This is a genomic window from Novosphingobium sp. ZW T3_23 (genome assembly GCF_044987305.1).
In the GTDB taxonomy this organism is placed as follows: Bacteria; Pseudomonadota; Alphaproteobacteria; order Sphingomonadales; family Sphingomonadaceae; genus Novosphingobium.
The window spans coordinates 25,922-51,482 of record NZ_JBJDRF010000030.1 but is presented as its reverse complement, the minus strand read 5'-3'; the positions used below and the strand labels follow the sequence as shown (position 1 = coordinate 51,482).

The following is a 25,561-nucleotide window of genomic DNA, read 5'->3' as shown; positions in this document are numbered from 1 at the left end:
CTCAGTCATCCTATAAATGAGGCAGATGTCACGGGGGCAATGGACATGACTCTTCGCATTTCGCTTCGCAATGGGGAGCCGGTAATCGTGAACGGCGCGGTTTTGCGGGCCATGGGCCGTACCGACCTGGTGGTCGAGAACGAGGCCACGATCCTGCGCGGGCGCGACGTAATGAAGCCGGAGGAGGCAACCTCTCCGGCGCGCCAGCTCTATTTCGCCTGCATGATGGCCTATATCGACCCCGCCGATCTTGCGCGGCATCAGCAGGTTCTGCTGGCACGGCTGGAATCGCTGATGCTGGCGCTGGAAACCGCCGAGGCCAAGGCCGTCTGCATCCGCTTCGCGCAGAAGGTGGCGACCGGCCAGTTCTATAATGCGCTGGCGGACTGCCGCTGGCTGATCGGCTACGAATCCGACGCGCTTTCGCGCCTGGCGGAAGCGGCCGGCGTGCAGAACGCCGAAGCCGCGCCCGAAATCGCCCCCGCAGACTGACGCGGGAAGGGGGCCATGGCTAGTCTAGCCGCCGCTGCCGCAGGTCTTCGCCTGCTCACGCCGGACCTCCGCTATGGCCGGGTCGTGGCCGTGCGCGGCGCGCTGATCGAGGTTGAGGGCCTGTCGGGCGCCGCCCAGATCGGCTCTCGCGTCACGCTCAATTCGCCCACCGGCCAGGTGGAAGCGGAAGTGACGGGGCTGGACCGGGGCATCGCCCACTGCATGCCCTTCAGCGAGCCGCAGGGCATCGCTTCGGGATCGCGCGCCAATCTTTCCGCCAGCCAGTTCGCCCTGCGGCCTTCGAGCGGTTGGCTTGGCCGCATGGTCGATGGCCTCGGCCGTCCGGTCGACGGCAAAGGACCGCTCGAACAGGGCGCCATGCTGCGCAAGATCAAGGCCTCGCCGCCGCCGGCCTCGGCGCGCGCGCGGGTGGGTTCACGCCTTTCTACCGGGGTGCGTGCACTCGATCTCTTCGCGCCGCTGTGCAGTGGCCAGCGCCTGGGCCTGTTCGCCGGATCCGGCGTCGGCAAGTCGGTGCTGCTCTCGATGCTGGCGCGTTGGACCGAGTGCGACGTCGCGGTGATCGGCCTGATCGGCGAGCGTGGCCGCGAAGTGCAGGAATTCGTGCAGGACGATCTCGGCGAGGAGGGCCTCGCCCGCAGCGTCGTCGTCGTCGCCACTTCGGACGAGCCCGCGCTGATGCGTCGCCAGGCTGCCTGGACCACCTTGACCGTGGCCGAGCATTTCCGCGACCAGGGGCTCAACGTGCTCTGCCTGATGGACTCGGTCACCCGCTTCGCCATGGCGCAGCGCGAGATCGGCCTGGCCAGCGGCGAGCCGCCCGCGACCAAGGGCTATACGCCCACCGTCTTCGCGGAACTGCCGCGCCTGCTGGAACGCGCCGGACCGGGCCTTCCGGGGCAGGGCACGATCACCGGACTGTTCACCGTGCTGGTGGACGGCGACGATCACAACGAGCCGGTGGCCGACGCGGTACGCGGCATTCTCGACGGACATATCGTCATCACCCGCCAGATCGCCGAGCGTGGCCGCTATCCCGCGATCGACGTGCTCAAGTCGGTGTCGCGAACCCTGCCGCACTGTCTGGGCGAGGAGGAGAACCATATCCGCCTTGCTGCGCGCCGCGAAATGGCGACCTACAAGGACATGGAAGAGATGGTCCGTCTGGGCGCTTATCGCGCCGGGTCGAGCGCCGAAGTGGACCGCGCCGTGGCGCTGGCTCCGCGCATCGAGGACTTGCTGAAGCAGGGCAAGCAGGATCGCGGCTTCGCGCAGGAGAGTTTCGAGGCGCTCGCGGCGCTCATGGAGGTCACCGATGAAGACGCCCTATGACGCCGCGCTGCGGGTGCAGCAGCGCGAGATCGACGAGATGAGCGCGGCGATCAGCACCCATTCCGGCGTGCTGGGCGAAGTCGAAAAGGCGCGGGACCGGGTCTCCCGGTCGATCACGCGCGAAGCCGGTCTGGCTGCGGGCGACATGGCGGTCTGTTCGCACGCCTATCTCCAGCGGATGCGCGGCGAGCGTCGGCAACTGGCGGCGACGCAAGTCGTGCTGAAGGCCAAGCTCGACGAACTGCGCGACCAGGCGGTCGATGCCTATGGCACATTCCGCGCGATCGAGACGGCGGCGGACGGCTTCCGGCAGGATGCCCAGCGCGTGATCGCCAATGCCGAGCAGGCGGGGATCGATGATTTCGCGGCAATGTCCTTCATCAAGGCGCGTCGTGCGATGCGCCGGGAAGATTCGCGATGATCGAGGGTGCGGCCGGTGCGACGATGGGCCATGCCGCTCTCGGAGCCCAGACCGGCAACCTTCAGGGGTTGACCCCGGCGCAGAAGGCGCAGCTTATCTACACCCAGGCCCGCAGCGAGCTTTCCGGCCGCCTGTGGCGCGCCGCGCTGGGCGGCGAAGACGAAAAGCAGGCCGGAGGACTGGTCGACAAGCGCACCGATCCGCTCGGTCTCGACGGGCTGCTGGCGCTGCTGGATGAACGCACCAAGGCCGCTTCCGCCCAATCTGCCGACACTGGACCTGCCGAAACGGGACAGGCCCATCCCAGGCCGCAGGCGTCGGATCCATCGTGCTCTTCCCAGGCTGGTGTTTGGGATCGCTTCGCGCGGCAACAGGGCAATGAAGGCTCCGGCGAAAATCCCGGTGAGCGTTCCAAGGGCGCTTTGTCGATGCAGGGCGGCCCGAACGCTCGCTACGCGGGCATTCTCGGCTCCGCGGCTTCGCGCACCGGGATACCGGCGGCGGCGCTTGCCACGATCGTCAATGCCGAGGCGGCAAAGGGTTCCGATGGACGCTGGCTGCCCTATTCGCGCAACCCGCGATCCAGTGCTGCGGGAATGGGCCAATTCCTGAACCGCACCTGGGAAGGCGAGGCTGAGCGGGAGGGTACGTGGCTTCACACTTTCGCGCAGGCGAACGGCTGGCTCAATGCGCGCGGGCATGTCCGCAGCGAGAGCCGGGGCGCGTTGCTGGCGCTGCGCTACGATCCGCAGGCTTCGATCGAGACGATCGCCGATTATGCCCGCGCCAATCTCGATTCGCTGCGCGGTTCGGGCGTGCGGATCGGCGGCGGCGAGGTCGAAATGGCGCAGGCGGCCTATCTTGGCCATCATCTGGGGCTGGGCGACGCCGTGCGCTTCCTGAAAGGCGGCCTGTCGCCTGAGCGTGCCCGCACGCTCCTTAATGCGCAAGTCGGCGCCGCGAATGCGAATCGCCGGATCGAAATGGCCGGCAGCGCGGTCGCCGCGCACCGTTCCTGGCTGCTCGACTATGTCGGCCGCAACATCCGTCCGGACCGCTTTTCCGCCTGATCCAGCGGTGAAACGCACTTAGTTCCCGATGAAGTGAAAAAAATTATAGGAAATATAGGAAAGACGTTTATAGGATTAACCTCGCGTTCAGAAATTCACGAGACAACGGGTCTCGTTGAAGCGGAGCAGCGGCGATGGGCGCCCGTAGCTCCTCTCTAACCGGGGGTTCAACATGTCGAAGATCACCATCGCTCTGGAGTCCGCGGTAGCGACGGTCAGCGCGAACATGCCGGCCGAAGGCCAGGCACAATCCGCGCGCCAGCGCGTCGCCGTGGACCGCGCCTTCGCGCAGATCATCAAGCTGATCGCGCCGCGCATCCGCCATTTCATTCGTCAGTACGGGCTTGTCGCCCATTGGGACGACGCCGAACAGGTCTGCGCGATCGCCGTGCACCGCGCGATCCAGGCTTACGATCCGACCAAGGCGCAGTTCACCACTTTCGTGAACTGGCAGATCCGGGGCGAGCTTCAGAGCCTGCGCTTCCGCCTGATGACCGACCAGCGCCCTTCGGCCAAGAAGGTGGAGGCGGTCACCGTGTCGCTGGACGCCGTGGGCGTGGGCGAGGACGGAGAGGGCCAGTCGATCGTGGCCTCGATCGAGGACGAGGACGCCCTGGGACGGACGGAAGCTGGCGCTTCCGATTATCTCGCGCGGCAGGCCATGGCGTCGCTGACCGACAGCTACGTCGAGCATCTGCGCAACATCGGCGTGGAACGCATCCGCCGCAAGGCGCAGCCGAAGAAGGCAACGCGCGCGCAGAATTCCCTGACCGAGACGCCGCTGGGCGAAACCGGCGCCCGCCGCTCGGTTTGGCGCACCGGCAAGTCCATGCTCGATCCCGCCGAAATGGCCGAACTGGAAGAGCGCCTTGAGCACAACCGTCGCGTCGTTGAGGGGCGTCTTTTCGAGATCACCGCGCTCGACACCGGCGATGACGATAGCGGCGTTGCCAAGGAGCGCGTCCGCCAGATCGCCAAGCGCGCCGCCAAGACCATGAGCGACCTCACCGGCGCCGATCCGCGCTTCACGATGATGGCGGAATATCGCCAGTCCATGCTGGCGCCCGTCGCCGCCCATTGATGGCAGTTCAGGCCCATGGACGATAACGTCGTCCCGGACTTGATCCGGGACCGCTGGCAATCCTTGAGGTGCTACCTCGCAGACATACGCCCTGCCGAGGGTTGGGCGCGACAAGGCCAGCGGTCCCGGATCAAGTCCGGGACGACGGCTTGTCTGAGAACTCGGCTCGTCCAACCGCATCGGAAGCTGTCGGATTGGAAAGTGCCTTAAACGATTGCGGCGATCCTGCCTGGCAGGATTGCCGTTCCCCGTAGCGCGCGAAAAATTCGACACGACTGCGGGCAAAATCCCGGCTACGGCTCCCTGCAATTGTTGCTGCCATCCTATAATGGACCGCAACTTCGGGAGATCGTAATGCCTGCCTGCCTCTCGGTTCCGGTAAAGTCCGGACCAGTCCTGTCCGCCCTCGTTCCGGAGGGCCGCAAATCCCTTTTCCATTCGACATCGTTCGTGACACTTCTGGGCTTTGTGGGTGGGGGACTGCTGCTGGCGGGGCAGGGCACGACTGCCCATGCCGAAGGGCTGCTGGAACGCGCGGTAGGCGCGCCCGAGGGACTGACGATCAAGGGCGAAGTACGCGCCCGCGTCGAAGGCATCGATGGCCAGTTCAGGCCCAACGCGGCGCAGGACGATGCCATGTTCTCACTGAAGACGACGCTTCAGGTGGAATACGACGGCGGCCCCTGGCGCATCGGCGGCGAACTGTGGGACGGCCGCGCCTATGGCGAGAAGTCCAATTCCTCTGCTGGAACAAGCGAAGTGGATGCGATGGAGATGGTCCAGGCCTATGTCGGGCTGGACTTCGGGCTGGGTGGCGGCTCCAAGGCGCAAGTGACGGCGGGGCGGTTCACCATGAACCTGGGATCGCGCCGCCTGATCGCGCGGCAGGCATTCCGGAACACCACCAATGCCTACACCGGCGTCAATTTCCAGTGGAAGGGTCGCGGCGGGGATCAGTTGACCCTGCTCTGGGCGATGCCGCAGCTTCGCCTGCCAGACGATTCCGAAGGCATTCACGACAATTCGATCAAGTGGGACCAGGAGACGAGCGACCTTCAGTTGTTCGGCGCCTCGCTGACCAAGGCCCGCGTTTTCGGCGGATCGCTGGAGCTTTACGGCTATGGCCTGGCGGAACGCGACAGCGCCGATCGGCCGACCCGCAACCGCCACATCTTCACGCCGGGCCTGCGCGCCTATCGCGCGCCGAAGAAGGGGCGGGTGGATTACGACATCGAAGGCGCCTACCAGTTCGGCCGCGCCAGAGCCACAACCGCGCCCACGGACCGGACCGACCTCGACGTATCGGCCTATTTCATCCATGCCGAGGCCGGTCGCACGTTCACCGGCGGCTGGCAGCCGCGCCTGTCGCTGGACTTCGACATCGCCAGCGGCGATCGCCGCAATGGCCGGACCTACAACCGCTTCGACACCCTGTTCGGCGCGCGACGCTTCGACTTCGGCCCCACCGGCCTTTACGGCGCCGTGGGCCGCTTCAACACCATCTCGGGCGGTGCGCGGGTCGAGGTGAAGGCGGACGCGAAGTCAGACGTGATGGTCATGTACCGTGCTCTCTGGCTCGATTCGAAGACCGACAGCTTCTCCAACACCGGCGTCAGGGACGCATCCGGACGGAGCGGCAGCTTCGCCGGAAACCAGGTGGAAGCACGCTATCGTCGGACGCTGATCCCCGAGGTTCTGCGCGTCGACACCGGTGTTGCCTACCTCGCCAAGGGCCGCTTCCTCAAGGATGCGCCGAACGCGCCCGCGACCGGCGACACCAAATACGGGTACATCGATCTCTACTTCGACTTCTGAGGTCGATCCGCGCTAGGCAAGCCCCCGCACCAACGGCGCGGGAGGCTTGTCTGTTCAGGGCCTAATCCATCGGTACCAGGCCGGCGGCGAAGGCGATGCGCAGCACTTCCGAGAGGCTCCGGACCTGGAGCTTCTCCATCAGCTTGGCCCGATAGATCTCCACCGTGCGCGGGCTGATGTCCAGGGCGTGGGCGATGATCTTGTTGGACTGCCCGTCGATCAGGCCCTTCAACACGTCCAGTTCGCGCGGCGACAGCTGCTCAAGCAGCGAGATCGCCTTTTCCTTGCGCTTTTCTTCTGCCGTGGAGGCGGCCTGATGGGTGAAGGCGGATTCGACCGCGTTCATCAGTTTCAGGTGGTCGCAGGGCTTTTCGATGAAGTCGATCGCACCGAGCTTCATCGCCTGGACCGCCACCGAGACGTCGCCTTCTCCAGTCAGCACGATCGGGACGAAACGGGTGGGGCGGCCACCGACCGTGCTGAGAACCTGAAGCCCGGAAGCGCCCGGCATCTGCAGGTCCAGCAGCAGGCACCCCGGTTCCAGCAGCGCGGCGGATTCCAGGAAGGCATCGCCGGAATCGAAGCAGGTGATCCGGCTGTCGCCGATCATCGCCAGCAGGTACTCCAGCGAGGTGCGCACGGCGAGATCGTCGTCGACGATGTAGATCCGTCGGGTCGTCATCCTGCCCTGCGCTCCAGTTCGGTATAGGCGGGCAGGGTGAATTCGATCGCCGCGCCGCCATCGGGCACGTTCCGCAACGAGAAGCGCCCGCCATGCGCTTCCACGATGCGGCGGCAGATCGACAGGCCCAGGCCCATGCCGCTCGGCTTCGTGGATGAAAAGGCCTCGAAGGGGCGGTTGATGATGGCTTCGGGCAAGCCGGGGCCGTTGTCGATAACGCTGATCATGATGTGGCCATCGTTCAGTTGGCGGGTCGAGAGAGTGATTTCCGGCTGCCTGTCGTTGAGGCCCGCGAGCGCGTCGAAGGCATTGTTGATGACGTTGATCAGCACCTGCTGCATTTGGATGCGATCGGCAAGGACGCATGGCGCATCCGCACTCGGGCGATAGGTGAGGCGGGTGCCTGGCGCATGGCTGCGCGAGCGAGCGAGTTGCAGGGTTTCGGCGATCACGTCGTCGAGCGGCTCGGCCTGGAAGTCCAGTTCACCCTTGGCGACGAAGGCGCGCATCCGGCGGATGATGGAACCGGCGCGCAGCACTTCCTGGCGGGCGAGTTCGAGCATGCAGCGGACCTGTTCGGGATCGCCGTCGCGCGCCATCATAAGGTCGATGGCGCCCAGCAGGTTCGAGGTGGCGGTGAGCGGCTGGTTGAGCTCGTGGGCCAGTCCGGCGCCCATTTCGCCCATGGCGCTAAGCCGCGAGGCGTGGAGGAACTGCTCCCGCAACTCGCTGAGGCGGGCCTGGGCGGCGAGTTGCTCGCGCATGTTGCGGATGAAGGCGATGGCGATGCGCTCGTTGCCGATATTGGCGGCGCCCACGGCGATCTCGATCGGCAGTTCGTTGCCCTGCCGGTCGCGGCCGGCAGTGATGCTGGTGATCGCGGCCTGTCCGGGGGCGGGCAGCACGGATGCGGCATCCGGGCGCACGTAGCGAGGCAGCAGCAGCCGCACGTCCTTGCCCAGCACTTCGGCGGCGGCATAGCCGAACAGGGCTTCCGCCGTCACCGAGAACGAGCGGATCTGGCCGTGCTCATCGATGGTGATCATCGCTTCGGGTACGGTGTCGAGGATGGAGCGCAGCTCGGACTCGCGCGAGCGCAGCATCTCGGCGCGATGCTCGCGTTCGGTGGCGTCCATCACGATGCCAATCAAGGAGACCTCGTCTCCCGGACCGCGGTGGATATGCGCGGTGCCTTCGATCACCCTGGCGGTCGCGGGCGCCACCGTGACCAGGCGGAACCCGTGCCGCCCGGCCTGCCAGGTTTCGGGAGCACCGGGCATGCGGAAGGATGATCCGAAGGTGGTGAGCAGGTGCCTTTTCCAGGCGTCTATCCCGCCCTCGAAGCCGCCGGGCTCCAAGGCGAACAGCTGTTCGGCATGGCCGTGGAAGACGAAGCGGTCGGTCGACAGCGACCACTCGAAGATGCCCAGCTCATGGAGATCGACCGCCAGCGACAGCCGGGCGTCGCTGGCCAGCATTGCCCGCTCTGCCTGGACGCGCGCGGTCATGTCGGTCATCGCGTGGACCACCATCGGCGCGAGGTCGGCGCGCGGCTGCACCGCCTGGCGATTGTGGAGCACGCGCAAGGCGCTGCCGTCCCTGCGGTAGGCGGTCACTTCGCTTTCGTGGCAGGCGCCTTCCAGTAATGCCTCGATGCAGACGGGCGGCGTGCCGGTAAGGGTGTGCTGGAAGCGGCCGATCGCCTGCTCCGAGGTCCAGCCGTAGAGGCGCTCGCATCCCGCCGACCAGCGCAGGATCCGCCCGTCCACGTCGGTGATGGAAACCGGAGCGGAATCCAGAGCCAGATTGACCGCCCAGCGCGCGCCGCTTTCGCGGGCGATGCGCTTCCAGGCCCAGGCGATCAGCCCGCAGGACACGGTCACCTGGGCGATGGCCTGCACGATCTCGATCATTTCCGGCGAGGCGATGCCGCCGCGCTCGGCCCAGAAATGGGCGAGGGCGGAAATCACCGGCAGGACGACGCAGAGCATCAGGCAGGACTGGATCGTGGCTGCGCCGAATCCGCAATCTGGCTTGCTGGGCCAGGCGTGCTGGCGGCGCAGCGCTATGACGCTCAGCGCGAGCAGGCAAATGGTGACCGCCGTAGGCACCGACATCAGGGCTTGATGGTTGGTCGGGACCGGCCGGGTCATGCCAAGCGGAATAAGCAGGCCGGAAATCGCGGCAATGGCGATCGCCACGCAGGCCAATACGACAGTGAAATGCCTGAGGGCGCGGTTCCGCGCGTGAAGCGCCAGAACGGCGAGGGACAGCAGCACGATGCCGAATGCGGGAAGCAGGCCGTCGATGCCGAAGGAAAGGCCCGAATATCTCTGGAAGAGGGCCGCCAGTCCAATGCTCAGGGAGGGCGCGAGCACCCAGGCGGCGGCGCGGGGCCGGGATGTTCCGCTCAGCAGGATGGCCAGGCCGACGGCGATACCCGCCACGGCGGTGAGCGGCTGCATCGGAAAGCCGCCGCCTGTGATGCGCGTCAGCCGGGGCATCCCCAATGCCCAGCCGAGCAGGACAAGGAAGCAGACAAGGAGCGCCGCGATCACGAAGGCGGGAACGACCGGAGCCATCCGCGCAGAAAATGGCCCGCCCAAGCGCTGTGGCGGTGGATTCAGTTCCTGCATTCCGACCCGCTTGTTCCGCCTTGCGTCTTAAGCATCAAGGAGAGCGGGCCAATATAGGTTTGTTCGTTTTTGTAAATAGAGGGGCGCGGCGACAATCCGATCCGTTCGGGCCGTACAGCAATAAGCGCCTGATTATATTTTCTAAAAACTTATCAACATATGATAAGTGATATTCCTTAGTTGCCAGTACCGTTCTCGTTGGCCAACCCTTCGATTATCGCACGGTTCACCACGATCAAATCATCGATGGTGTCGCGTCCTGTAATGACCTCCGATGTGTACTTGTCCACCCACATGCCGATCGAAATGATTCTGGCGCGCAAGTCGTCGGGAAGCTGATTACCTTGCGTGGCGCACATCGAGGAGAAGGTGGACCATGCCATTCGATTGCGGTGAAGGGCCGGAGCAAGTTGCGCGCCGGCAAGACCCGCGTCACGCGCGGCGATCATCTCGCCGGTGATCTGGCTCATCAGGCGGTATTCGTTGCGGCGGGGCGTGGCGGCGATCTGCTGCACGCGTTGATAGGCGTTGAGTGACATAAAGGCTCCAGCGAAGACGTGCGCCTTCTTCATATAGGACAAAGGCGCCCACCCCGGTCGCGGCCATGCCGGTTTTGCGGTCGACGGTTCCGGCCATGCCCTGATGTGACGGAAAATCCATCGCGCCGCACCGGCCTTGCGCCGAGCCTCCTATAACTAACGCAGGGCTTCGGCCCTCTCACCCGTTGCGGCCATCAATCGCGGATCTTTTTCATGCTCAACGCCATCGGCCTTGTCGTCATCCTGCTGTGCGTCTTCGGCAGCTTCCTGATGTCGGGCGGCAATATCATGGTTATCGCCCACGCCCTGCCGCACGAAATGCTGGCGATCGCCGGAGCGGCGGTGGGTGCGTTCATCCTCGGCAATTCCATGACCACGGTCAAGAAGACCTGGGCCGGGATTAAGCGCGTATTCCAGGGCGGTCGCTGGACCGAGGTCGACTTCCGCGACCTGCTGGCGCTGCTCTTCACGCTGCTCGCCACGTTCCGCAAGGAAGGCGCGAATTCGATCGAGAAGCATCTCGACGCCCCTGAGGAAAGCGCCATCTTCACCCGCTATCCGCGTCTCCTGGAGGACAAGGGGCTGATCGAGTTCACCTGCGACTACTTGCGCATGATGACCGTCAATTTCGAGGATCCCCATCAGATCGCGGAAGCCATGGAAGGCGACATCGAGCGCCATCACGCCGAGGAACTGGCCCCGCAGCACGCGCTCCAGATGATGGCCGACGGCCTGCCCGCGCTGGGCATCGTCGCCGCCGTGCTGGGCGTGATCAAGACCATGAGCTCGATCGACCAGCCCACCGAGATCCTCGGTGCGATGATCGGCGGCGCTCTGGTCGGCACCTTCCTGGGCGTGCTTCTGGCCTACTGCCTGGTCGGCCCGATCGCGCAGAAGCTTCAGCAGATCATCGATTCCGACTTCAAGCCCTACCTCATCGTCAAGACCGCGATCATCGGCCACGCGCAGGGCCAGCCCACCGAAGTGGCCATCGAGCTGGCGCGCCGCATGACGCCGTCGCCCTATGCGCCCTCGTTCACGCAGCTCGAAACCGCGCTCGACGAAGTGAAGGATCAGCTCAATGCCAAACCCGCCTGAACCCGTGCAGCTCGCAGACGCGGCGCCGGAGATCGCCCCGGATATCACCATCGAAGACCGTTCCCTGCATCTGCCCGTCCACGGCACCACCGTGACGGCCGAAGACCTGCGCGTGCGCATGGTCCTGGCCTGCGACTTCGACGGCGCGATCCAGATCGACGCCAGCCAGGTCGAAACCGTCGGCCAGGCAGTGCTGCAATTGCTTGTCGCCGCCCGCGCCGAAGCGCGCGAGGCCGGCCACGAGTTCGAAATCGTCAATCCCAGCACCGCCTTCGTCCAGCGCGTGCAGGCCTGTGGGCTCGCGGAAGCCGTCGGCCTTTCTGAAGAGGAATTTCCGTCGTGAGCAAACTCATCCTGACCGTCGACGACTCCGCATCGATGCGGATGCTTCTCAAAGCCTCCCTCGCCGCGCAGGGCTTTCGCGTCGAAGCCGCCGATGACGGCGAGCATGGCCTGGAGCGCATGCACGAGGTCAAGCCGGACCTGCTGATCACCGACATCAACATGCCCAAGATGGACGGCTTCGAACTGATCGAGGCGGTGCGCGCGGTGCCCGAATTCCGCGGCACGCCGATCCTGGTGCTTTCGACCGAGTTCTCGGACGAGAAGAAGACCCGCGCCCGCGAGGCCGGGGCCACCGGCTGGATCACCAAGCCCTTCGAAGCGACCAAGCTGGGAGCGGCCGTCCGCCGCGTCTGCCCGTGAGCGACGAACTCGACGAAATCCAGGGCATCTTCTTCGAAGAATGCACCGAGGGCCTTGCCGTGGCCGAGGCCGGTCTTTCGGCCATGGCGGCGGGCGATGCCTCCTCCGAGACGATCGCCGGCGTGTTCCGCGCGGTCCACTCGATCAAGGGTGGGTCCGGCGCCTTCGGGCATTCGGCCTTGCTGGCGTTCTCACACCGCTTCGAGAACGTTCTCGACGAAGTGCGCGGCGGCCGCATCCCGGCCAGCGCCGAGGTGACGCAGACCCTGCTGGGCGCGTTCGACATCCTTTCCGACCATGTCACGGCGGCGCAGGGCGGAACAGAACCGCCTGCCGACGGGACCATGCTGGAACAGCTCGACGCCATCCTTGAAAGCAAGGGTGCGGCAGCTCCAGCCGCGGCAGAACCCGCGCCCGTCCAGGCCGAGGAAGCCGACGATTTCGGCTTCACCCCGGTTGCGGCGGTGATTGACGATTTCGATCCCTTCGGCTTCGAACCCGTCGCGGTCGATCTCGACGATTTCGCCTCGGCCGAACCGGCGGGATGGACCGTGCGCTTCGGACCTTCGCGCGGGGCGCTGGGCAACGGCGGCGAGCCGATGCTGGTGATCCGCGAGCTGGAGGAAATGGGCGCCGCCGTCGCGAGCGTCGACATGGAAACCCTCCCAGGCCTGCGCGACCTCGATCCCGAGGAAAGCTACTTCGTCTGGACCCTGCATGTTCCCGGCACCGTCGGCGAGCAGGACATTCGCGACTGCTTCGACTTCGTGTCTCCGGATTCGATCGTGGAGATCGCGCGTGAGGAAGCCGTGGTGGTCGTGGTGGAAGACCCGGCCGTCGAGGACTTCGACGGCTTCGGTGTCTTCGAGCCGTTGCCCGCTCCGGTGGAGGAACTGCTGACGCTGGTTCCCGCCGCTCCCAGCACTGCGGCGGTGGCTGCCCCCGTTGCGATCGCCAAGGCCGCACCGGCGCCGGCCCCCAAGGCCGAAGCCCGCCAGGCCAGCGTCGAAGTGGCGCAGAGCATCCGCGTCGATCTGTCCAAGCTGGATCAGCTGCTGAACCTCGTGGGCGAACTGGTGATCCGGGGGTCGATCCTGTCGGACCGGCTCTCGCCCGCCGATCAGGAGCGCGTGGAGCTTCCCGAACTGTCGCGCCTGACGCGGCAGATCCAGGACAACGTCATGTCGCTGCGCGCGCAGCCGATCAAGCAGGCGTTCTCGCGCGTGCCCCGGATGCTGCGCGATCTTTCGGCCGAGACCGGCAAGAAGGTCGTGCTCGAAACTATCGGCGAGATGACCGAAGTGGACAAGGGCGTGATCGAGAAGATCGGCGACCCGCTCACCCACATGATCCGCAACGCGGTGGACCACGGCATCGAAAGCGCGGAAGAGCGCATCGCCGCCGGCAAGCCCGCCGAAGGCACGATCCACCTCTCCGCCGAGCAGAAGGGCGCGCGCATCATCGTGCGCGTGCGTGACGACGGGCGCGGCATCAACCGCGAACGCGTGCGCGCCAAGGCGATCGAGCGCGGTATCATTTCGGCCGACGTGCCGATTTCCGACGAGGAAATCGACGGCCTGATCTGCGCGCCGGGCTTCTCCACCGCCGAGACGATCTCGAACATTTCGGGTCGCGGCGTCGGCATGGACGTGGTCCGCTCCAACGTCGAGGCGCTGGGTGGCAGGCTGGAGATCAACTCGGTGCCGGGCGAGGGTACGACCTTCACCATGGCGCTGCCGCTCACCCTGGCGATCCTTGACGGCATGATCGTGCGCTTGGGCGACCAGCGCTTCGTGCTGCCGCTGGCCAACGTGGTCGAGACCGTCCAGCCCGAGACGGGACAGGTGCAGGCGACTTCGCCGACATCGGAAGTGATCGAGCTGCGCGGCCAGTATCTGCCGATGCGGCGGGTGGGAGAGCTGTTCGGCATGCGCTCGCAGCGGCCTGCCGAGGAATCGCTGGTCATCATCGTCGAGAGCGAGACCGCCGGACATGTCGGCCTGATGGTCGATACCATCGATAACCGCCGCGAAGTCGTGATCAAGAGCCTGGAGGACAATCTCCACCCGATCCGCGGCCTCGGCGGCGCGACGATCCTGGGAGACGGCTCGATCGCGCTGATCCTCGACATCGACGCCCTGGTCGCATCGACCGGCGGCTCTTCCAAGTATGCGCTGAAAGGAATGGCAGCATGAGCACCGAAGACACCGAACTCGACGAACGCAAGATCGTCACCTTCACGCTGGGCAACCGCCTGTTCGGCATCGACATGCGCTCGCTGATCGAAATCCGCGAGTGGGAAGAGCCCACCCCGCTGCCCAGCGTCCCGGCCTATGTGAAGGGCGTGACCAACTTGCGCGGTTCGGTCGTCCCTGTCGTCGGCCTGTCCGAGCGTCTGGGCTGGGCGCCGAGCGAGCTGCATTCGCGCTCGTGCATCCTGGTCGTCACCATCGCCGGTCGCCACGCAGGCTTCCTGGTGGACGAAGTGCAGGACATCGTCGTGATCCAGGGTAGCGAGATCCAGCCTGCGCCGGACGTCGAGATCAACGAGCAGGGCGCCATCGCCGGCCTCGTCAAGATCGAACGCCGCACCCATGACGCGGCCAATGCCGAAGCCATGTGCCTGCTGCTCGACCTCGACGCGCTGAGCCTGACCCGCCAGGTGCCGGACTTCGCGTAATGACGGTACTGGCTACCCCTGCGGGAACGGGCGGAACGCTGGCCGGTACGGCCGAGCTGCGTCCTCCCCAGTTCCGCGACATCGCCGCGATCATGCAGCGAGAGGCGCGCATCCATCTGGTCGAGGCCAAGATGACGCTCGTCCACTCGCGCCTGAGCCGGAGGCTGCGCGAGCATGGGCTGTCCAGTTTCGCGGATTACGTTGCACTGGTCCAGCGCGATGCGGAGGAACGCCACGCCATGGTGGTGGCGCTGACCACCAACCACACGCACTTCTTCCGCGAGAACCACCACTTCGACCACTTGCGCCGCGACGTCCTGCCCCAGTTGCAGGACCGCGCGCGCAAGGGCGAGAAGGTGCGCATCTGGTCTGCGGGCTGCTCCAGCGGCGAGGAAGTCTATTCGATCGCCATGTGCCTGGCCGGAGACGGGCCGACGAGCGCGGCCTGGCTCCAGCAGGGCGACGTGCGCCTGCTCGCCACCGACATCGCGCCGCACGTCGTGCAGTCCGTGCAGGATGCGCGTTATTCCGCCGCGACGGTCGAGCCGGTTCCGGAGAGCTACCGGCGGCGCTGGATGCGCCAGGAAGCGAACGGCGACCATGTCGTGGTAGAGCCGCTGCGCGAACTGGTCGCGGCGCGGGTGCTGAACCTGTTCGAGCCCTGGCCGATGCGGCGCAAGTACGACGTGATCTTCTGTCGCAACGTGATGATCTATTTCGACGATACCGCCAAGGCCGAGCTGGAGGCGCGCTTCGTCGAGATGCTGGCGCCCGGCGGCTATCTCTACATCGGCCATTCGGAACGCCTGATCGGCCCCGCCGCGCGGCAGATGAAGCCGGTCGGCCAGACGATCTACGCGCGTAACGACGGGGGCGCCGCATGACGGTCGCTCCGGAAAAGACGCGCGTCCTCATCGTCGACGACAGCGCGGCGATGCGCGCGCTGCTGAACAAGCTGCTGAGCCACGATCCGGCGATCGAGGTCGTCGGCATGGCGCCCGAGCCGCACGCCGCGCGCGAGATGATCAAGTCGCTCAATCCCGACGTGGTCACGCTCGATATCGAGATGCCGGGAATGGACGGCCTGTCCTTCCTCGAACGCATCATGCGCCTCAGGCCCATGCCGGTGGTCATGTGCTCCACCCTGACGGCGCGCGGGACCGAGGCGACGATCGAGGCCATGCGCCTGGGCGCCGTGGATTGCATCGCCAAGCCTTCGGGCAATCCGCTGGAAATCGCCCAGGACGGGGCGCTGCTGCGCAAGATCGTCAAGGCGGCGGCGCGCTCCTCGGTGCGCCGTACCGCCAGTCCGCCGACCCCGGTCAACGCCGCGCAAGGAACCTTGCGCGACGTCGTGATCGCGGTGGGGGCCTCGACCGGCGGGGTGGAAGCCCTGTTCTCGATCATCGGCGCGCTGCCGCCGGACTGCCCGCCGGTCCTGGTGGTGCAGCACATGCCCGCGGCCTTCACCGGCAGCTTCGCCACGCGGCTGGACAAGGCCGCGCGGGTGCAGGTGGTGGAAGCCCAGAACGGCATGAACCTGCGCCGGGGCACGGTCTACCTCGCGCCCGGCGGCGGCCAGCACATGGAATTGCTCGGCGGCACCAGCGGACAGGTCAAGCTCGTGCCGGGCGACACCGTCAGCGGGCACCGTCCCTCGGTGGACGTGCTGTTCCGCTCGGTCGCGCGGATCGGGTCGCGTGCCGTGGGCGTCATCCTCACGGGGATGGGCTCCGACGGTGCCCTCGGCCTCAAGGCCATGCGCGACGGCGGAGCCCGCACGCTCGGGCAGAATCGCGAGACCTGTGTGGTCTATGGAATGCCCCGCGCCGCCTTCGAGGCGGGCGCGGTGGAAAAGGAATTCAGTTTGTCCGCCATGCCCGAGGCTATCCTCGGCGCATGTCGGCGGTAAATGGAGCGGTTCATGCCGGCAGCGTCTGCAATAAAAGTAATGGTGGTCGACGATCAGACGTCCATGCGCGCGATGATCCGTCGCACGTTACAGGATCTTGGTTTCAAGGATATCCGCGACAAGGCGGGCCCGGTCGAGGCACTTGCCGCGATCAAGTCCGACCGCGTCCACCTCATCATCTCCGACTACAACATGCCCGACATGGACGGCCTCCAGTTCCTGGAAGCGGTGCGGCAGGATCCCGTCATCGGGAAGACCGTGTTCATCATGCTCACCGGTTCGGCGGACAAGGAAGTCGTCCAGAAGGCGGCCGCGCTGGGCGTGAACAACTATGTCGTGAAGCCCTTTGCGCCGGCGGCGCTGAAGGAGAAGATCGAGCGCGTCTTCGGGGAGCTGGTCTAAGTCCATGCGCCGGGTCGCCATCGTTCAGGGTGAATATCATGTGGTCTACCAGCCCGGCGTCGTCATCTCGACGCTGCTGGGCTCGTGCGTCGCGGCCTGTCTTCAGGATCCGGTCGCGCGGGTGGGCGGTATGAACCATTTCCTGCTGGGAGAGCCGGGCGCCGACGTGCCGGTGAACCCGGCGGACATGCAGCGCTATGGCCTTCATGCCATGGAGCTGCTGATCAATGCCCTGATGAAGCGCGGCGCCCAACGCTCGCGGCTGCGCGGCCACCTCTACGGGGGTGCCAACATCGTCGCCGGGCTTGGCGGGATCGGCACCAAGAACGCCCAGTTCGCGCGCAACTTCATGCAGACCGAAGGGATCGCCGTCGATCATAGCGACCTTGGCGGCACCCAGGCCCGGAAAGTGGAATTCATGCCTTACGAAGGGCGCGTCCGCGCAACGCAGGTGCAGGATCAGCCGCTGCCGCCGGTCGTGCGGCCCAAGCCCGCGCCGATACCGGAGCCGGCCGGCGAGCTGGAACTGTTCTGACCATGGCCGAGCGAATGAAAGCGCAGGAAAACGCAATGATCATCGACGAAGAGGGCGCGCCAAAGGGCTCGGGCCCAGCCTCGCCAGCAGCCCCGCTCTGGCAGGCGCTGGCGCAGGAGATGCGGGTGGCGCGCCAGTTGCTGGAGCAGCTGGCCGGAGTGCTGGTGACGGACGAGCGCTTCGTCCTCGATTATATCGACCAGCTTCAGGCCTTCGACCTGATCGCCCAGCATGTGGATGAGAGCGCCGCGCTGCTCGACCGCGTCGCCGGAGGGCAGACTCCGGGAGAGGCGGTCGGCCAGGTGCGCCTGAGCGTGATGCAGGACCGGCTTCGCGCCGCGCTGGACTGAGGAATAGACAGTGGCACGGGGTACCGACGATCATCCCACGATAGTCATCCGCAAGGTCAAGAAACATGCGCACGCCGGTCACCACGGCGGCGCCTGGAAGGTGGCCTATGCCGACTTCGTGACCGCGATGATGGCTTTCTTCATGCTGCTCTGGCTCCTGGCCAATCCGGACAAGGAGCAGTTGAAGGGGCTGGCGGAATATTTCTCGCCCAATGACCAAAAGGCTTCTCCGGCGACGACGCTGACCAACCAGCCCGGCTCGCAGCCGGGCATGGGTGGGCACAGCCGCCGCGCCCAGTCTGCCGACAGTGTGTCTGTGGGCCAGCCCTCGGCCGAAGCCGGCACCAAGGGCGCGGCGCGCGGTGGCACAGCCGAGATACCCGAAGCTTCGCTCCGCGTCATGGCGCAGGAAATGCAGCTTTCGCTCGACCCGCCGGTCGACGCCACGCAAGGCAAGCGCAACATCGACGTCCAGCCCGACCGCGACGGCTTCCGCATCCACCTGATGGACAACGCGCACCGCTCGATGTTCAAGGGGCCGACCGCGCAGCTCAACGATTACGCGCTCGGCGTGCTGGGCCGGATCGCGCGCAAGCTGGCGGGCACCGGCGCGCAAGTGGCGATCGAGGGTCATACCGACAGCAGCGGCGGCCAGAGCGAGGCGAACTGGAACCTTTCGGCACAGCGCGCCCTTTCGGCCCGCGCGGCGATGGTGGCCTCGGGCCTGCCGGCGGACCGCTTCGCCGAAGTCGTGGCCAAGGCCGGGACCGAGCCGGTCTATCCCGACCGCCCGGATCGTCCGGAGAACCGCCGCATCACCATCGTCGTCATGGCCGAACCCTCGGCGCTGCCGCGCGACGCCAGCTTCAAGTTCTGAAATGATGCGTAAAGATTGGAGACTGTCGTGATCAAGCGGATCGTGATCGGCCTCGCAGCCCTGATCGCCGGAACCGGTGTCGGTATCGGCGGGGCCTATGCGGCGCGGCAGTTCCTGCCGCAGGTCATGCCGGACCTCGGCCCGGTCAAGGTCGAAACCGAATTCGTGCCGACCGGCACCATGCTGGCGCCGCTGACTTTCCCGGACGGCAGGCTCTCCGGCTATGCCTCGTTCGAGTGCCAGGTCGAAGTCGCCAAGGGCGAGGCCGAGAACGTCACCGGCCAGCTTCCGCTGCTGCTCAACGCCGTGAACATGCGCACCTACCGCACGCCGCTGGCCTCCGGGCCGGACGGCATGGTGCCGGGGGTCGAGGCGTTCCGCCGCGTGGTCATGGATGCAGCCGTCGAAGTCTACGGCAAGGATCTCGTGCGCCGGGTGGTCGTCACCCAGGCGTCGCCGGTCTGAGCGGAGGGAGCGCAAGGACGCGATGCCTGGTTCTGTTCCCGCCTCTGCTTTCGCCATGCCAGACGCGTCCGCCCGAACGCCGCGCGGACCGCGCGTCACCACGATCCTGCTGATCGGCAAGCTCGCCGGCCGGTCCGGCGAGACGATCTGCCGTATCCGCAACATTTCCGACCATGGCCTCATGGCCGAAGTCCACGGCACCTTCGGCGTCGACGACAAGGTGGAGGTGCGGCTGAAGGCGGGCGACGTGCTGCACGGCCGCGTGCGCTGGTCGCTCAATGGCAGGATCGGCATGGAATTCGACGGTCCGGTCAACGTTGCCGAACTGCTCGGCCATGTCGCCAACCGCATTGGGCCGGAAGGGATCGCCCGCGGGCCCCGGTTCGATGTCGATTGCCGCGCCGAACTGCTGGTCGCGCATCAGCGCCACGAGGTGCGACTGATCGACCTGTCGCAGGGCGGGGCGCGTCTTTTCGCGGACTTGCGCATGGAGCGCGACAGCATCGTCCGCCTCATCGTCCCCAGTCTGGGTGAACGCGAGGCGGCCGTGCGCTGGGTGGGCGAGGGCGCCTATGGCCTCTCGTTCCTGGAACCGCTCGCCTTTGCCGACTTCGGTGCCTGGCTGTCGCGTCGTCCCGGACTTGATCCGGGACCGCTGGCAATACTTTAGAAACAAGAGCGCGGTGAGGCGCCCTGCCGAGGGGTGGGCTGGTCACGGCCAGCGGTCCCGGATCAAGTCCGGGACGACGAATCCCATTCCCTTATCCCGGTCCGCCGAAACTCTTCACCAGCGATCCGGCGATCAGCGCCCAGCCATCCACCAGTACGAAGAAGATGATCTTCATCGGTAGCGAGATCGTCGCGGGCGGCAGCATCATCATGCCCATGGCCATCAGCACAGCGGCCACGGCAAGGTCGATGACCAGGAACGGCAGCAGCAGCAGGAAACCGATCTCGAAGGCGCGGCGCAGTTCCGAGATCATGAAGGCCGGCATCAGCGTCGTCATCGGCAGTTCCGCGCGCGAGGCGGGGACTTTGCCGGAGAGCTGGACGAACAGCTTCACGTCGTCGTCGCGGACCTGCTTGAGCATGAACGTGTGGAACGGCTTGCTGGCACGGTCGAGCGCCTGCATTTCGTTGATGCGGCCCTGGTTGTAGGGGACCATGCCGTCCTTCCAGGCCGCGTCGAAGGTGGGGGCCATGACGAAGAACGAGAGGAACAGCGCCAGGCTGATCACCACCGGGTTCGGCGGCACGCCTTGCACGCCCAGGCCAGAGCGCAGCAGCGACAGCGCGACGATGATGCGGGTGAAGGACGTGATCGTCATCAGGATGCCGGGCGCCAGGCTCAGCACGGTCATCAGCAGGACGAGCTGGATCACGCGGCCCGACATGGCGCCTTCCCCGAGGGCGCCCGCGGCCTTCTGGGCCATGGCGGCCTCGGGCACGACGGCAAGAATTGCCGCCCCGCAAAGTGCGGCGGCGACGGCGTAACGCTTATGCATCGGAAGGAGCTTTCGGTGGAGCTTTCGGAGTGACCGGACCGATGCACGGCGCGGAATCGAGCATGACCACGCCTTCGGGCGCGATCAGCAGGCTGATCTCGCGATAGTCGCGGCGGATGAGGACGACCGAGCGGCGCGGATCGATGGCAAGGCGCTCGATCAGTTCAAGCCGCCGGTCGGAGCGATCGGCGCCGAGGCCCGCGAAAAGCTGACCGTTCAGCCATTTCTGCGGCAGCTTCAGATCGTAGCGGCGCACCGCCCAAAGCGCGCCGACAAGCATGCCGAGCACCACGCCGAGGGCGCCTATCGTGCGCAGGAGGGAGAGGAAGTCCATTCGCTCAGCGCTCGCGCTCGACGACCTTGGTGATCTCCAGCGACATCATCTCGCCGTTCATCAGGATCTTGCCTTCCGCCACCAGCTGGTCGTTCACGTAGACGCGGGTGGGGTCGTTATGGCCGCAGTCGAGCGGGATCATTGCGCCGCGGCTCATCTTGAGAACCTGGCGGATAGGGATGCTGGTCGATCCGAGTACGATCGACATGTCGATGGGAATGCCTTCGAGGACGGACATGGCGCGTCTCCTTTCAAGCCTGCTTATAGGAATTAATTTTATAGGATCACGTCGAGCTAGGCAAAAAATGCCTATAAGAATGCTGACTGCCGCAAGGGCAGGGCAGGAGCTGTCTTGATGGAACTGAACAACTCGATCGGCGTCTCGGCATCGGGCCTTCGCGCCCAGTCGCTGCGGATGCGCGTGATCGCGGAAAACCTGGCGAACTCGGACTCCGTGGCGAAGACGCCGGATGCCGATCCCTATCGCCGCCGGGTCGCCACTTTCACCGCCGAGGTGGACCGTGCGAGCGGCGCCACCCAGGTGGCCGTCAAGTCGATCGAAGGCGACAAGAGCCAGTTCGGGCGCGTCTACCAGCCGGGCAGCCCGGCCGCCGACGCGCAGGGCTATGTCAGCCAGCCCAACGTCAATCCGCTGATCGAGGCCGCCGACATGAAGGCGGCGCAGCGATCCTATGAAGCCAATCTCAATGCGATCGAATCCGCGCGCGGCATGACCATGCGCACGATCGACCTGCTCAAGTAAGGAACAGTTCCATGGCAATCGGAGCACTCGACGCCGCGGCCGCCTATGGCCGCGCGATGAAGACGGCTGCGCCCTCGACCGGTGGCCTCACCGGCCTTGGCGACATGGCCGGCGGCATTTCCGGAGCCGGTGCCAGCACCGGCGGCGGCAACTTCGCCGGCATGGTGGAATCCATGGTGACCGACGCCTCCACCTCGCTGCGCACCGCCGAGGCGGAAAGTGTCAAGCAGGTCGCGGGCAAGGGCGACCTGATCGACGTGGTGACGGCCATTGGCGCGGCGGAAACGGCGCTCGATACCGTCGTCGCCGTGCGCGACCGCGTGGTCAACGCCTATTCCGAAATCATGCGGATGCAGATCTAGGACAGGCCGAAATTCAGCCCATGCGGGCCTGCGAACCGCGATTTTCTGCGCTTCGGTGCTCACGGACTTAATGTCCGCTGCGCTCCGATGCTCCAAAATCACGGTTCTCGACTCCACCTGAACTGAATTTCGACCTGTCCTGTCCAAGCCGGTTTTTAGAGGAAAGTCGTCCGTCATGACCTCACCCGAAGCCATCGAGATCGCGCGCGCGGCGCTGGTGCTGGTGCTGACCATCGCCGGCCCCATGCTGATCGCCGCGTTGATCGTCGGCGTCGTCATCGGCCTGCTCCAGGCGCTTACGCAAGTGCAGGAAATGACGCTGACTTTCGTGCCCAAGATCCTGGTGCTGGGGGTGGTGATGCTGCTCTCGCTGCCCATGATCGGGCACGCGCTCGGCGCCTTCATGGACCGTATCGCCGACGCCATCATCACGGGTTGAGGTCATGGGCGGCGCTTCCCTCGATATCGCCTCGCTGGCGGCGCTGCCGATCGATGCGGCGACGTTCCTGATCCTGTTCTGCAGGGTCGGGGCCGTGATCATGCTGTTGCCGGCCTTCTCGGAGGACACGATCCCGCCGCAGATCCGGCTGGTCATGGCACTGGGCTTCACTCTCGGGCTTTACGGCATGCTTCAGGGACACGTAGCGCCTGCCGTGAAGTCCGAGGCATCGCTGCCGCTGCTGGTGATCGGCGAGATGCTGGTGGGCATCGCGATGGGCATGATCGTGAAGATCCTGTTCAGCGCCGCCGCGATCGCCGGTTCCATCGCCAGCCAACAGGTAGGCCTGGCCTCGGCGCTCATTGCGGACCCGTCGATGGGCGGCCAGGCGCCGTTGCTGTCGCGCCTGTTCGGCATTGCCGCGATCATCGTCTGCATGAGCCTGGGCGTCCATCACTTGTGGATCGCCTCGATCTTTCAGTCCTATTCCGTATTTCCGGTCGGCGGCCTGCCGCCCGCCGCGCAGTTCGCCGATCTTGCGGTGAAGGTCACGGGGCAGGCGATGGCGCTGGGCGTAAGCCTTTCCGCGCCGCTGATCCTCTACGGCGCGTTGTTCAACGTGGGGCTCGGCCTGGCCGCCCGCGTGGCGCCTTCGATCCAGGTGTTCTTCATCACCCAGCCGCTCAACCTGCTGCTCGGCATTTCGGTGCTGGCGATGACGCTCGGCACGATGCTGACCGCCTTCGCCACCGCCATGGGCAGCTTCATGCAGAACGGATGGAGTTTCTGACGCCATGGCCGAGAGCGACAAGGACCAGCGGACCCACGAGCCGACCCAGAAGAAACTGGAGGATGCCCGCAAGCGTGGCGAAGTGGCGATGGCGCCGGAAATGCGCCACGCCGCGATGATGGCAGGCGCGCTGATCGTTACCGGCTGGGTCGGCATCTCGGCCATCCGCCACCTCGGCATGATGATGACGCGCCTATGGGGCAGCGCCGAGGACTATTCGCTCGATTCTGCCGGCGCGCAGAACCTGATGACGGGGGTGGCGCGCCATTTCATCGTTTCCCTGCTGCCGGTATTGGGCGTGCTGTTCGCCTGCGCCGTCTCCATCATCTTTCTCCAGGGGCGGGCGACGCTGAGCTGGTCGCGCCTGAAGCCGAAATGGTCCAAGCTCAATCCCGCCAGCGGGTTGAAGCGCATCTTCGGCATGCGCGCCCTGGTGGAGTTCGCCAAGACGCTCGCCAAGTTCAGCGCGATCGGCCTGGTGGTGTTCCTGGTGCTGAAGCCGCGCATGACCGGCTTCGACCAGCTGGTGGGCTTTGCACCGGGCGCTGTGGGCGCTGCGGCGGGACAGATGGCATTCGAGGCGATCCGCGCGGTGATGCTGCTGGTCCTGGCGCTGGCGCTGTTCGATTTCATCTACCAGCGCCGCGCCTTCATGAAGCGCATGATGATGACGCTCCAGGAAGTGAAGGACGAGCACAAGCAGAGCGACGGCGATCCCAAGATCAAGGCCAAGATCCGCCAGATCCAGATGCAGCGTTCGCGCAAGCGGATGATGGCGGCGGTGCCCGAGGCCAGCGTGATCATCACCAACCCCACGCACTATGCCATCGCGCTCAAGTACGATCACGGCGCCATGGCCGCGCCGGTGGTGGTGGCCAAGGGCGTGGACGCCATCGCCCTGCGCATTCGCGAGATCGCCACCGAATCCAAAGTGCCGATCGTCGAAAGCCCGCCGCTTGCCCGCGCACTCTACGCTGCTGTCGATATCGACCGGCCGATCCCGATCGAACACTACGCCGCCGTCGCCGAGATCATCGGCTACGTCATGCGGCTTGCCCGGACCGGGCGGAAGTGAGGTGAAAATGCCGAACCTGCCCGCCGCCCGCCGCCCCAATCATCCTATAAGGTCAGTGATGCTCAAGCCCTTCAAATCGAGGATGCACGGTGCCCTGCTGGCCGCTGCTGCCGCCGCCCTGCTTGCGCCGGGCACGTCCTTCGCCGGTCCGCAGCCGCGCATCAAGGACATCGTCGATGTCGAGAACGTGCGGCCGAACCAGTTGGTGGGCTACGGCCTCGTCGTGGGCCTTCAGGGAACCGGCGACCGTATCCGCAACGTGCCGTTCACCGAGGAAACGCTTCAGGCGATGCTCGAACGCATGGGCGTGAACATTCGCGGCACGCAGATGCTGACGCAGAACGTTGCGGCGGTGACGGTGACGGCCACCATGCCGCCATATGCGCGCTCCGGCTCTACCATCGATGTGCAGGTTTCCGCACTGGGCGATTCCACCAGCCTGCAAGGCGGCATCCTGCTCGTCTCCTCACTGCGCGCGCTCGATGGCGAGATCTATGCCGTGGCGCAGGGGCCGGTCGCGGTGTCCGGCTTCAAGGCGCAGGGCGCGGCCGCGAAGCTGAGCCGGGGCGTCATGACCACGGCGCGCATCGCCGGCGGCGCCATCGTCGAGCGCGAGGTGCCCTACGACCTACGCTCTGCCCAGACCCTGAAGTTGGCGCTCAAGAATCCGGACTTCACTACGGCGCGCCAGATCGCCGCGACCATCAACCGCGAGGCGCCGGGCGCCGCGCAAGTGCTCGATCCCGGCACGGTGGAGATCAATCCCGCCGGCGGCTCGGTGATCGACCTCATCACCCGCGTCGAGAACCTGCCGGTGCAGGTGGACCAGGTCGCGCGCATCGTCATCAACGAGGCGGCGGGCACCGTGGTCATGGGTGCGGACGTGCGCGTCAGCCCCGTCGCCATCGCGCAGGGCGGCCTTACGATCAGCGTCACCGAGACGCCGATCGTCTCGCAGCCCGCGCCGTTCTCCAATGGCGAGACCACCGTGGTGCCGCGCACCCGCGTGGAGGCGGACGACGGCAGCGGCGCGCATCTGGCGGTGCTGAACAGCGGCACTTCGCTCCAGACCCTGGTCGCCGGTCTCAACTCGCTCGGCGTCAGCCCGCGCGACCTCATCACCATCCTGCAGGCGCTGCGCACGGCGGGCGCGCTTCAGGCCGAAATAGCGGTACAGTAA

The 25,561-nt window shown here is 66.0% G+C and carries 31 protein-coding genes; 25 read left to right on the top strand and 6 right to left on the bottom strand.

Translation table 11 applies throughout. From position 1 onward, the window contains the following. Window positions 1-45 precede the first annotated feature (45 nt). The 6 genes from ACI3K3_RS15815 (at window position 46) to ACI3K3_RS15790 (ending at window position 6,232) form a co-directional block, all read left to right on the top strand. Window positions 46-492 carry a flagellar biosynthesis repressor FlbT gene (locus tag ACI3K3_RS15815; protein WP_404915301.1) on the top strand — a complete coding sequence of 149 codons (447 nt, stop codon included), beginning with the start codon at window positions 46-48 and terminating at the stop codon, window positions 490-492. 15 nt (window positions 493-507) lie between these two features. Beyond that, window positions 508-1,845: a flagellar protein export ATPase FliI gene (gene fliI, locus ACI3K3_RS15810; protein WP_404915299.1), complete on the top strand. Its 1,338-nt coding sequence runs from the start codon at window positions 508-510 to the stop codon at window positions 1,843-1,845. After that, a complete protein-coding gene (locus ACI3K3_RS15805; RefSeq protein ID WP_313433899.1) occupies window positions 1,829-2,266 on the top strand; it encodes a hypothetical protein in 438 nt (145 codons plus the stop codon). The genes fliI and ACI3K3_RS15805 overlap by 17 nt, the downstream gene beginning before the upstream one ends. Beyond that, on the top strand, window positions 2,263-3,336 hold the full coding sequence (locus tag ACI3K3_RS15800) for a peptidoglycan-binding protein (RefSeq protein WP_404915297.1): 1,074 nt from the start codon (window positions 2,263-2,265) through the stop codon (window positions 3,334-3,336). The genes ACI3K3_RS15805 and ACI3K3_RS15800 overlap by 4 nt, the downstream gene beginning before the upstream one ends. A 172-nt stretch (window positions 3,337-3,508) precedes the next feature. After that, complete coding sequence (locus ACI3K3_RS15795) at window positions 3,509-4,417, top strand: sigma-70 family RNA polymerase sigma factor (protein WP_404915295.1); 909 nt, start codon at window positions 3,509-3,511, stop codon at window positions 4,415-4,417. 354 nt (window positions 4,418-4,771) lie between these two features. Next, on the top strand, window positions 4,772-6,232 hold the full coding sequence (locus ACI3K3_RS15790) for an alginate export family protein (protein WP_404915293.1): 1,461 nt from the start codon (window positions 4,772-4,774) through the stop codon (window positions 6,230-6,232). 61 nt (window positions 6,233-6,293) lie between these two features. On the opposite strand, the gene ACI3K3_RS15785 is transcribed toward ACI3K3_RS15790, so the two are convergent. From ACI3K3_RS15785 to flaF, 3 genes are all read right to left on the bottom strand, one after another. After that, window positions 6,294-6,914: a response regulator transcription factor gene (locus ACI3K3_RS15785; RefSeq protein WP_404915291.1), complete on the bottom strand. Its 621-nt coding sequence runs from the start codon at window positions 6,912-6,914 to the stop codon at window positions 6,294-6,296. Then, window positions 6,911-9,496 (bottom strand): PAS domain S-box protein, encoded by a 2,586-nt coding sequence (locus ACI3K3_RS15780; protein ID WP_404915290.1) that lies wholly within the window; start codon window positions 9,494-9,496, stop codon window positions 6,911-6,913. Before ACI3K3_RS15780 ends, ACI3K3_RS15785 begins: the two co-directional genes overlap by 4 nt. A gap of 230 nt (window positions 9,497-9,726) precedes the next feature. Further along, window positions 9,727-10,089, bottom strand: coding sequence for a flagellar biosynthesis regulator FlaF (gene flaF, locus ACI3K3_RS15775; protein ID WP_313433889.1), 363 nt, complete (start codon window positions 10,087-10,089; stop codon window positions 9,727-9,729). A 213-nt stretch (window positions 10,090-10,302) separates the two neighbouring features. Here flaF and motA point away from each other — a divergent pair, with 213 nt between their 5' ends. From motA to ACI3K3_RS15710, 13 genes are read left to right on the top strand one after another with little or no spacing between them, the layout of a single operon-like run. Further along, on the top strand, window positions 10,303-11,187 hold the full coding sequence (motA, locus tag ACI3K3_RS15770) for a flagellar motor stator protein MotA (protein WP_404915288.1): 885 nt from the start codon (window positions 10,303-10,305) through the stop codon (window positions 11,185-11,187). Then, the gene (locus tag ACI3K3_RS15765; protein WP_404915286.1) at window positions 11,171-11,530 is read left to right on the top strand and encodes an STAS domain-containing protein; all 360 of its coding nucleotides are present in this window, start codon (window positions 11,171-11,173) and stop codon (window positions 11,528-11,530) included. Before motA ends, ACI3K3_RS15765 begins: the two co-directional genes overlap by 17 nt. Further along, window positions 11,527-11,892: a response regulator gene (locus tag ACI3K3_RS15760; protein WP_404915284.1), complete on the top strand. Its 366-nt coding sequence runs from the start codon at window positions 11,527-11,529 to the stop codon at window positions 11,890-11,892. The genes ACI3K3_RS15765 and ACI3K3_RS15760 overlap by 4 nt, the downstream gene beginning before the upstream one ends. Beyond that, on the top strand, window positions 11,889-14,087 hold the full coding sequence (locus tag ACI3K3_RS15755; protein ID WP_404915282.1) for a chemotaxis protein CheA: 2,199 nt from the start codon (window positions 11,889-11,891) through the stop codon (window positions 14,085-14,087). The genes ACI3K3_RS15760 and ACI3K3_RS15755 overlap by 4 nt, the downstream gene beginning before the upstream one ends. Continuing rightward, window positions 14,084-14,572 (top strand): chemotaxis protein CheW, encoded by a 489-nt coding sequence (locus ACI3K3_RS15750; RefSeq protein WP_404915280.1) that lies wholly within the window; start codon window positions 14,084-14,086, stop codon window positions 14,570-14,572. Before ACI3K3_RS15755 ends, ACI3K3_RS15750 begins: the two co-directional genes overlap by 4 nt. After that, the gene (locus tag ACI3K3_RS15745) at window positions 14,572-15,456 is read left to right on the top strand and encodes a CheR family methyltransferase (protein WP_404915278.1); all 885 of its coding nucleotides are present in this window, start codon (window positions 14,572-14,574) and stop codon (window positions 15,454-15,456) included. Before ACI3K3_RS15750 ends, ACI3K3_RS15745 begins: the two co-directional genes overlap by 1 nt. Further along, window positions 15,453-16,484 carry a chemotaxis response regulator protein-glutamate methylesterase gene (locus ACI3K3_RS15740; RefSeq protein WP_404915276.1) on the top strand — a complete coding sequence of 344 codons (1,032 nt, stop codon included), beginning with the start codon at window positions 15,453-15,455 and terminating at the stop codon, window positions 16,482-16,484. The genes ACI3K3_RS15745 and ACI3K3_RS15740 overlap by 4 nt, the downstream gene beginning before the upstream one ends. 12 nt (window positions 16,485-16,496) lie before the next feature. Then, window positions 16,497-16,886, top strand: a complete 390-nt coding sequence (locus tag ACI3K3_RS15735; RefSeq protein ID WP_313433877.1) for a response regulator — start codon at window positions 16,497-16,499, stop codon at window positions 16,884-16,886. A gap of 4 nt (window positions 16,887-16,890) precedes the next feature. Next, window positions 16,891-17,421 (top strand): chemotaxis protein CheD, encoded by a 531-nt coding sequence (locus ACI3K3_RS15730; RefSeq protein ID WP_313433875.1) that lies wholly within the window; start codon window positions 16,891-16,893, stop codon window positions 17,419-17,421. Window positions 17,422-17,456: 35 nt separating this feature from the next. Beyond that, window positions 17,457-17,771: a hypothetical protein gene (locus ACI3K3_RS15725; protein WP_404915273.1), complete on the top strand. Its 315-nt coding sequence runs from the start codon at window positions 17,457-17,459 to the stop codon at window positions 17,769-17,771. Window positions 17,772-17,781: 10 nt separating this feature from the next. Then, window positions 17,782-18,648, top strand: a complete 867-nt coding sequence (locus tag ACI3K3_RS15720; protein WP_404915271.1) for a flagellar motor protein MotB — start codon at window positions 17,782-17,784, stop codon at window positions 18,646-18,648. A gap of 27 nt (window positions 18,649-18,675) precedes the next feature. Further along, the gene (locus tag ACI3K3_RS15715) at window positions 18,676-19,113 is read left to right on the top strand and encodes a hypothetical protein (protein WP_404915269.1); all 438 of its coding nucleotides are present in this window, start codon (window positions 18,676-18,678) and stop codon (window positions 19,111-19,113) included. A gap of 22 nt (window positions 19,114-19,135) precedes the next feature. Further along, window positions 19,136-19,783, top strand: a complete 648-nt coding sequence (locus tag ACI3K3_RS15710) for a PilZ domain-containing protein (protein ID WP_404915267.1) — start codon at window positions 19,136-19,138, stop codon at window positions 19,781-19,783. A gap of 91 nt (window positions 19,784-19,874) precedes the next feature. Here the strand turns inward: ACI3K3_RS15710 and fliP are convergent, their stop codons facing one another. Genes fliP through ACI3K3_RS15695 form a run of 3 tightly spaced genes read right to left on the bottom strand, consistent with a single transcriptional unit; the run spans window position 19,875 to window position 21,190 of the window. Continuing rightward, window positions 19,875-20,618, bottom strand: a complete 744-nt coding sequence (fliP, locus tag ACI3K3_RS15705; protein ID WP_404915265.1) for a flagellar type III secretion system pore protein FliP — start codon at window positions 20,616-20,618, stop codon at window positions 19,875-19,877. After that, window positions 20,611-20,952, bottom strand: coding sequence for a flagellar biosynthetic protein FliO (locus tag ACI3K3_RS15700; RefSeq protein ID WP_404915263.1), 342 nt, complete (start codon window positions 20,950-20,952; stop codon window positions 20,611-20,613). Before ACI3K3_RS15700 ends, fliP begins: the two co-directional genes overlap by 8 nt. Window positions 20,953-20,956: 4 nt before the next feature. Next, window positions 20,957-21,190, bottom strand: a complete 234-nt coding sequence (locus ACI3K3_RS15695) for a FliM/FliN family flagellar motor switch protein (RefSeq protein ID WP_021233034.1) — start codon at window positions 21,188-21,190, stop codon at window positions 20,957-20,959. 117 nt (window positions 21,191-21,307) lie between these two features. Here ACI3K3_RS15695 and flgC point away from each other — a divergent pair, with 117 nt between their 5' ends. From flgC to ACI3K3_RS15665, 6 genes are all read left to right on the top strand, one after another. Then, a complete protein-coding gene (gene flgC, locus ACI3K3_RS15690; protein ID WP_086491344.1) occupies window positions 21,308-21,715 on the top strand; it encodes a flagellar basal body rod protein FlgC in 408 nt (135 codons plus the stop codon). A gap of 11 nt (window positions 21,716-21,726) precedes the next feature. Next, window positions 21,727-22,077 carry a flagellar hook-basal body complex protein FliE gene (locus ACI3K3_RS15685; protein WP_404915260.1) on the top strand — a complete coding sequence of 117 codons (351 nt, stop codon included), beginning with the start codon at window positions 21,727-21,729 and terminating at the stop codon, window positions 22,075-22,077. A 175-nt stretch (window positions 22,078-22,252) separates the two neighbouring features. After that, window positions 22,253-22,516: a flagellar biosynthetic protein FliQ gene (locus ACI3K3_RS15680; RefSeq protein ID WP_021233031.1), complete on the top strand. Its 264-nt coding sequence runs from the start codon at window positions 22,253-22,255 to the stop codon at window positions 22,514-22,516. Between the two features lie 4 nt (window positions 22,517-22,520). Then, a complete protein-coding gene (gene fliR, locus ACI3K3_RS15675) occupies window positions 22,521-23,306 on the top strand; it encodes a flagellar biosynthetic protein FliR (protein WP_404915258.1) in 786 nt (261 codons plus the stop codon). A gap of 4 nt (window positions 23,307-23,310) precedes the next feature. Continuing rightward, window positions 23,311-24,381, top strand: a complete 1,071-nt coding sequence (gene flhB, locus ACI3K3_RS15670) for a flagellar biosynthesis protein FlhB (protein ID WP_404915256.1) — start codon at window positions 23,311-23,313, stop codon at window positions 24,379-24,381. Window positions 24,382-24,439: 58 nt separating this feature from the next. After that, complete coding sequence (locus ACI3K3_RS15665) at window positions 24,440-25,561, top strand: flagellar basal body P-ring protein FlgI (RefSeq protein WP_404915254.1); 1,122 nt, start codon at window positions 24,440-24,442, stop codon at window positions 25,559-25,561.

Excerpts from the sequence above, each read along its gene's own strand:
- ACI3K3_RS15815 (WP_404915301.1), top strand. The coding sequence starts at position 46 with ATGACTCTTCGCATTTCGCTTCGCAATGGGGAGCCGGTAATCGTGAAC.
- fliI (WP_404915299.1), top strand. The coding sequence starts at position 508 with ATGGCTAGTCTAGCCGCCGCTGCCGCAGGTCTTCGCCTGCTCACGCCG.
- ACI3K3_RS15805 (WP_313433899.1), top strand. The coding sequence starts at position 1,829 with ATGAAGACGCCCTATGACGCCGCGCTGCGGGTGCAGCAGCGCGAGATC.
- ACI3K3_RS15800 (WP_404915297.1), top strand. The coding sequence starts at position 2,263 with ATGATCGAGGGTGCGGCCGGTGCGACGATGGGCCATGCCGCTCTCGGA.
- ACI3K3_RS15795 (WP_404915295.1), top strand. The coding sequence starts at position 3,509 with ATGTCGAAGATCACCATCGCTCTGGAGTCCGCGGTAGCGACGGTCAGC.
- ACI3K3_RS15790 (WP_404915293.1), top strand. The coding sequence starts at position 4,772 with ATGCCTGCCTGCCTCTCGGTTCCGGTAAAGTCCGGACCAGTCCTGTCC.
- ACI3K3_RS15785 (WP_404915291.1), bottom strand. The coding sequence starts at position 6,914 with ATGACGACCCGACGGATCTACATCGTCGACGACGATCTCGCCGTGCGC.
- ACI3K3_RS15780 (WP_404915290.1), bottom strand. The coding sequence starts at position 9,496 with ATGGCTCCGGTCGTTCCCGCCTTCGTGATCGCGGCGCTCCTTGTCTGC.
- flaF (WP_313433889.1), bottom strand. The coding sequence starts at position 10,089 with ATGTCACTCAACGCCTATCAACGCGTGCAGCAGATCGCCGCCACGCCC.
- motA (WP_404915288.1), top strand. The coding sequence starts at position 10,303 with ATGCTCAACGCCATCGGCCTTGTCGTCATCCTGCTGTGCGTCTTCGGC.
- ACI3K3_RS15765 (WP_404915286.1), top strand. The coding sequence starts at position 11,171 with ATGCCAAACCCGCCTGAACCCGTGCAGCTCGCAGACGCGGCGCCGGAG.
- ACI3K3_RS15750 (WP_404915280.1), top strand. The coding sequence starts at position 14,084 with ATGAGCACCGAAGACACCGAACTCGACGAACGCAAGATCGTCACCTTC.
- ACI3K3_RS15745 (WP_404915278.1), top strand. The coding sequence starts at position 14,572 with ATGACGGTACTGGCTACCCCTGCGGGAACGGGCGGAACGCTGGCCGGT.
- ACI3K3_RS15740 (WP_404915276.1), top strand. The coding sequence starts at position 15,453 with ATGACGGTCGCTCCGGAAAAGACGCGCGTCCTCATCGTCGACGACAGC.
- ACI3K3_RS15735 (WP_313433877.1), top strand. The coding sequence starts at position 16,497 with ATGCCGGCAGCGTCTGCAATAAAAGTAATGGTGGTCGACGATCAGACG.
- ACI3K3_RS15730 (WP_313433875.1), top strand. The coding sequence starts at position 16,891 with ATGCGCCGGGTCGCCATCGTTCAGGGTGAATATCATGTGGTCTACCAG.
- ACI3K3_RS15725 (WP_404915273.1), top strand. The coding sequence starts at position 17,457 with ATGATCATCGACGAAGAGGGCGCGCCAAAGGGCTCGGGCCCAGCCTCG.
- ACI3K3_RS15710 (WP_404915267.1), top strand. The coding sequence starts at position 19,136 with ATGCCTGGTTCTGTTCCCGCCTCTGCTTTCGCCATGCCAGACGCGTCC.
- fliP (WP_404915265.1), bottom strand. The coding sequence starts at position 20,618 with ATGCATAAGCGTTACGCCGTCGCCGCCGCACTTTGCGGGGCGGCAATT.
- ACI3K3_RS15700 (WP_404915263.1), bottom strand. The coding sequence starts at position 20,952 with ATGGACTTCCTCTCCCTCCTGCGCACGATAGGCGCCCTCGGCGTGGTG.
- ACI3K3_RS15695 (WP_021233034.1), bottom strand. The coding sequence starts at position 21,190 with ATGTCCGTCCTCGAAGGCATTCCCATCGACATGTCGATCGTACTCGGA.
- flgC (WP_086491344.1), top strand. The coding sequence starts at position 21,308 with ATGGAACTGAACAACTCGATCGGCGTCTCGGCATCGGGCCTTCGCGCC.
- ACI3K3_RS15685 (WP_404915260.1), top strand. The coding sequence starts at position 21,727 with ATGGCAATCGGAGCACTCGACGCCGCGGCCGCCTATGGCCGCGCGATG.
- ACI3K3_RS15680 (WP_021233031.1), top strand. The coding sequence starts at position 22,253 with ATGACCTCACCCGAAGCCATCGAGATCGCGCGCGCGGCGCTGGTGCTG.
- fliR (WP_404915258.1), top strand. The coding sequence starts at position 22,521 with ATGGGCGGCGCTTCCCTCGATATCGCCTCGCTGGCGGCGCTGCCGATC.
- flhB (WP_404915256.1), top strand. The coding sequence starts at position 23,311 with ATGGCCGAGAGCGACAAGGACCAGCGGACCCACGAGCCGACCCAGAAG.
- ACI3K3_RS15665 (WP_404915254.1), top strand. The coding sequence starts at position 24,440 with ATGCTCAAGCCCTTCAAATCGAGGATGCACGGTGCCCTGCTGGCCGCT.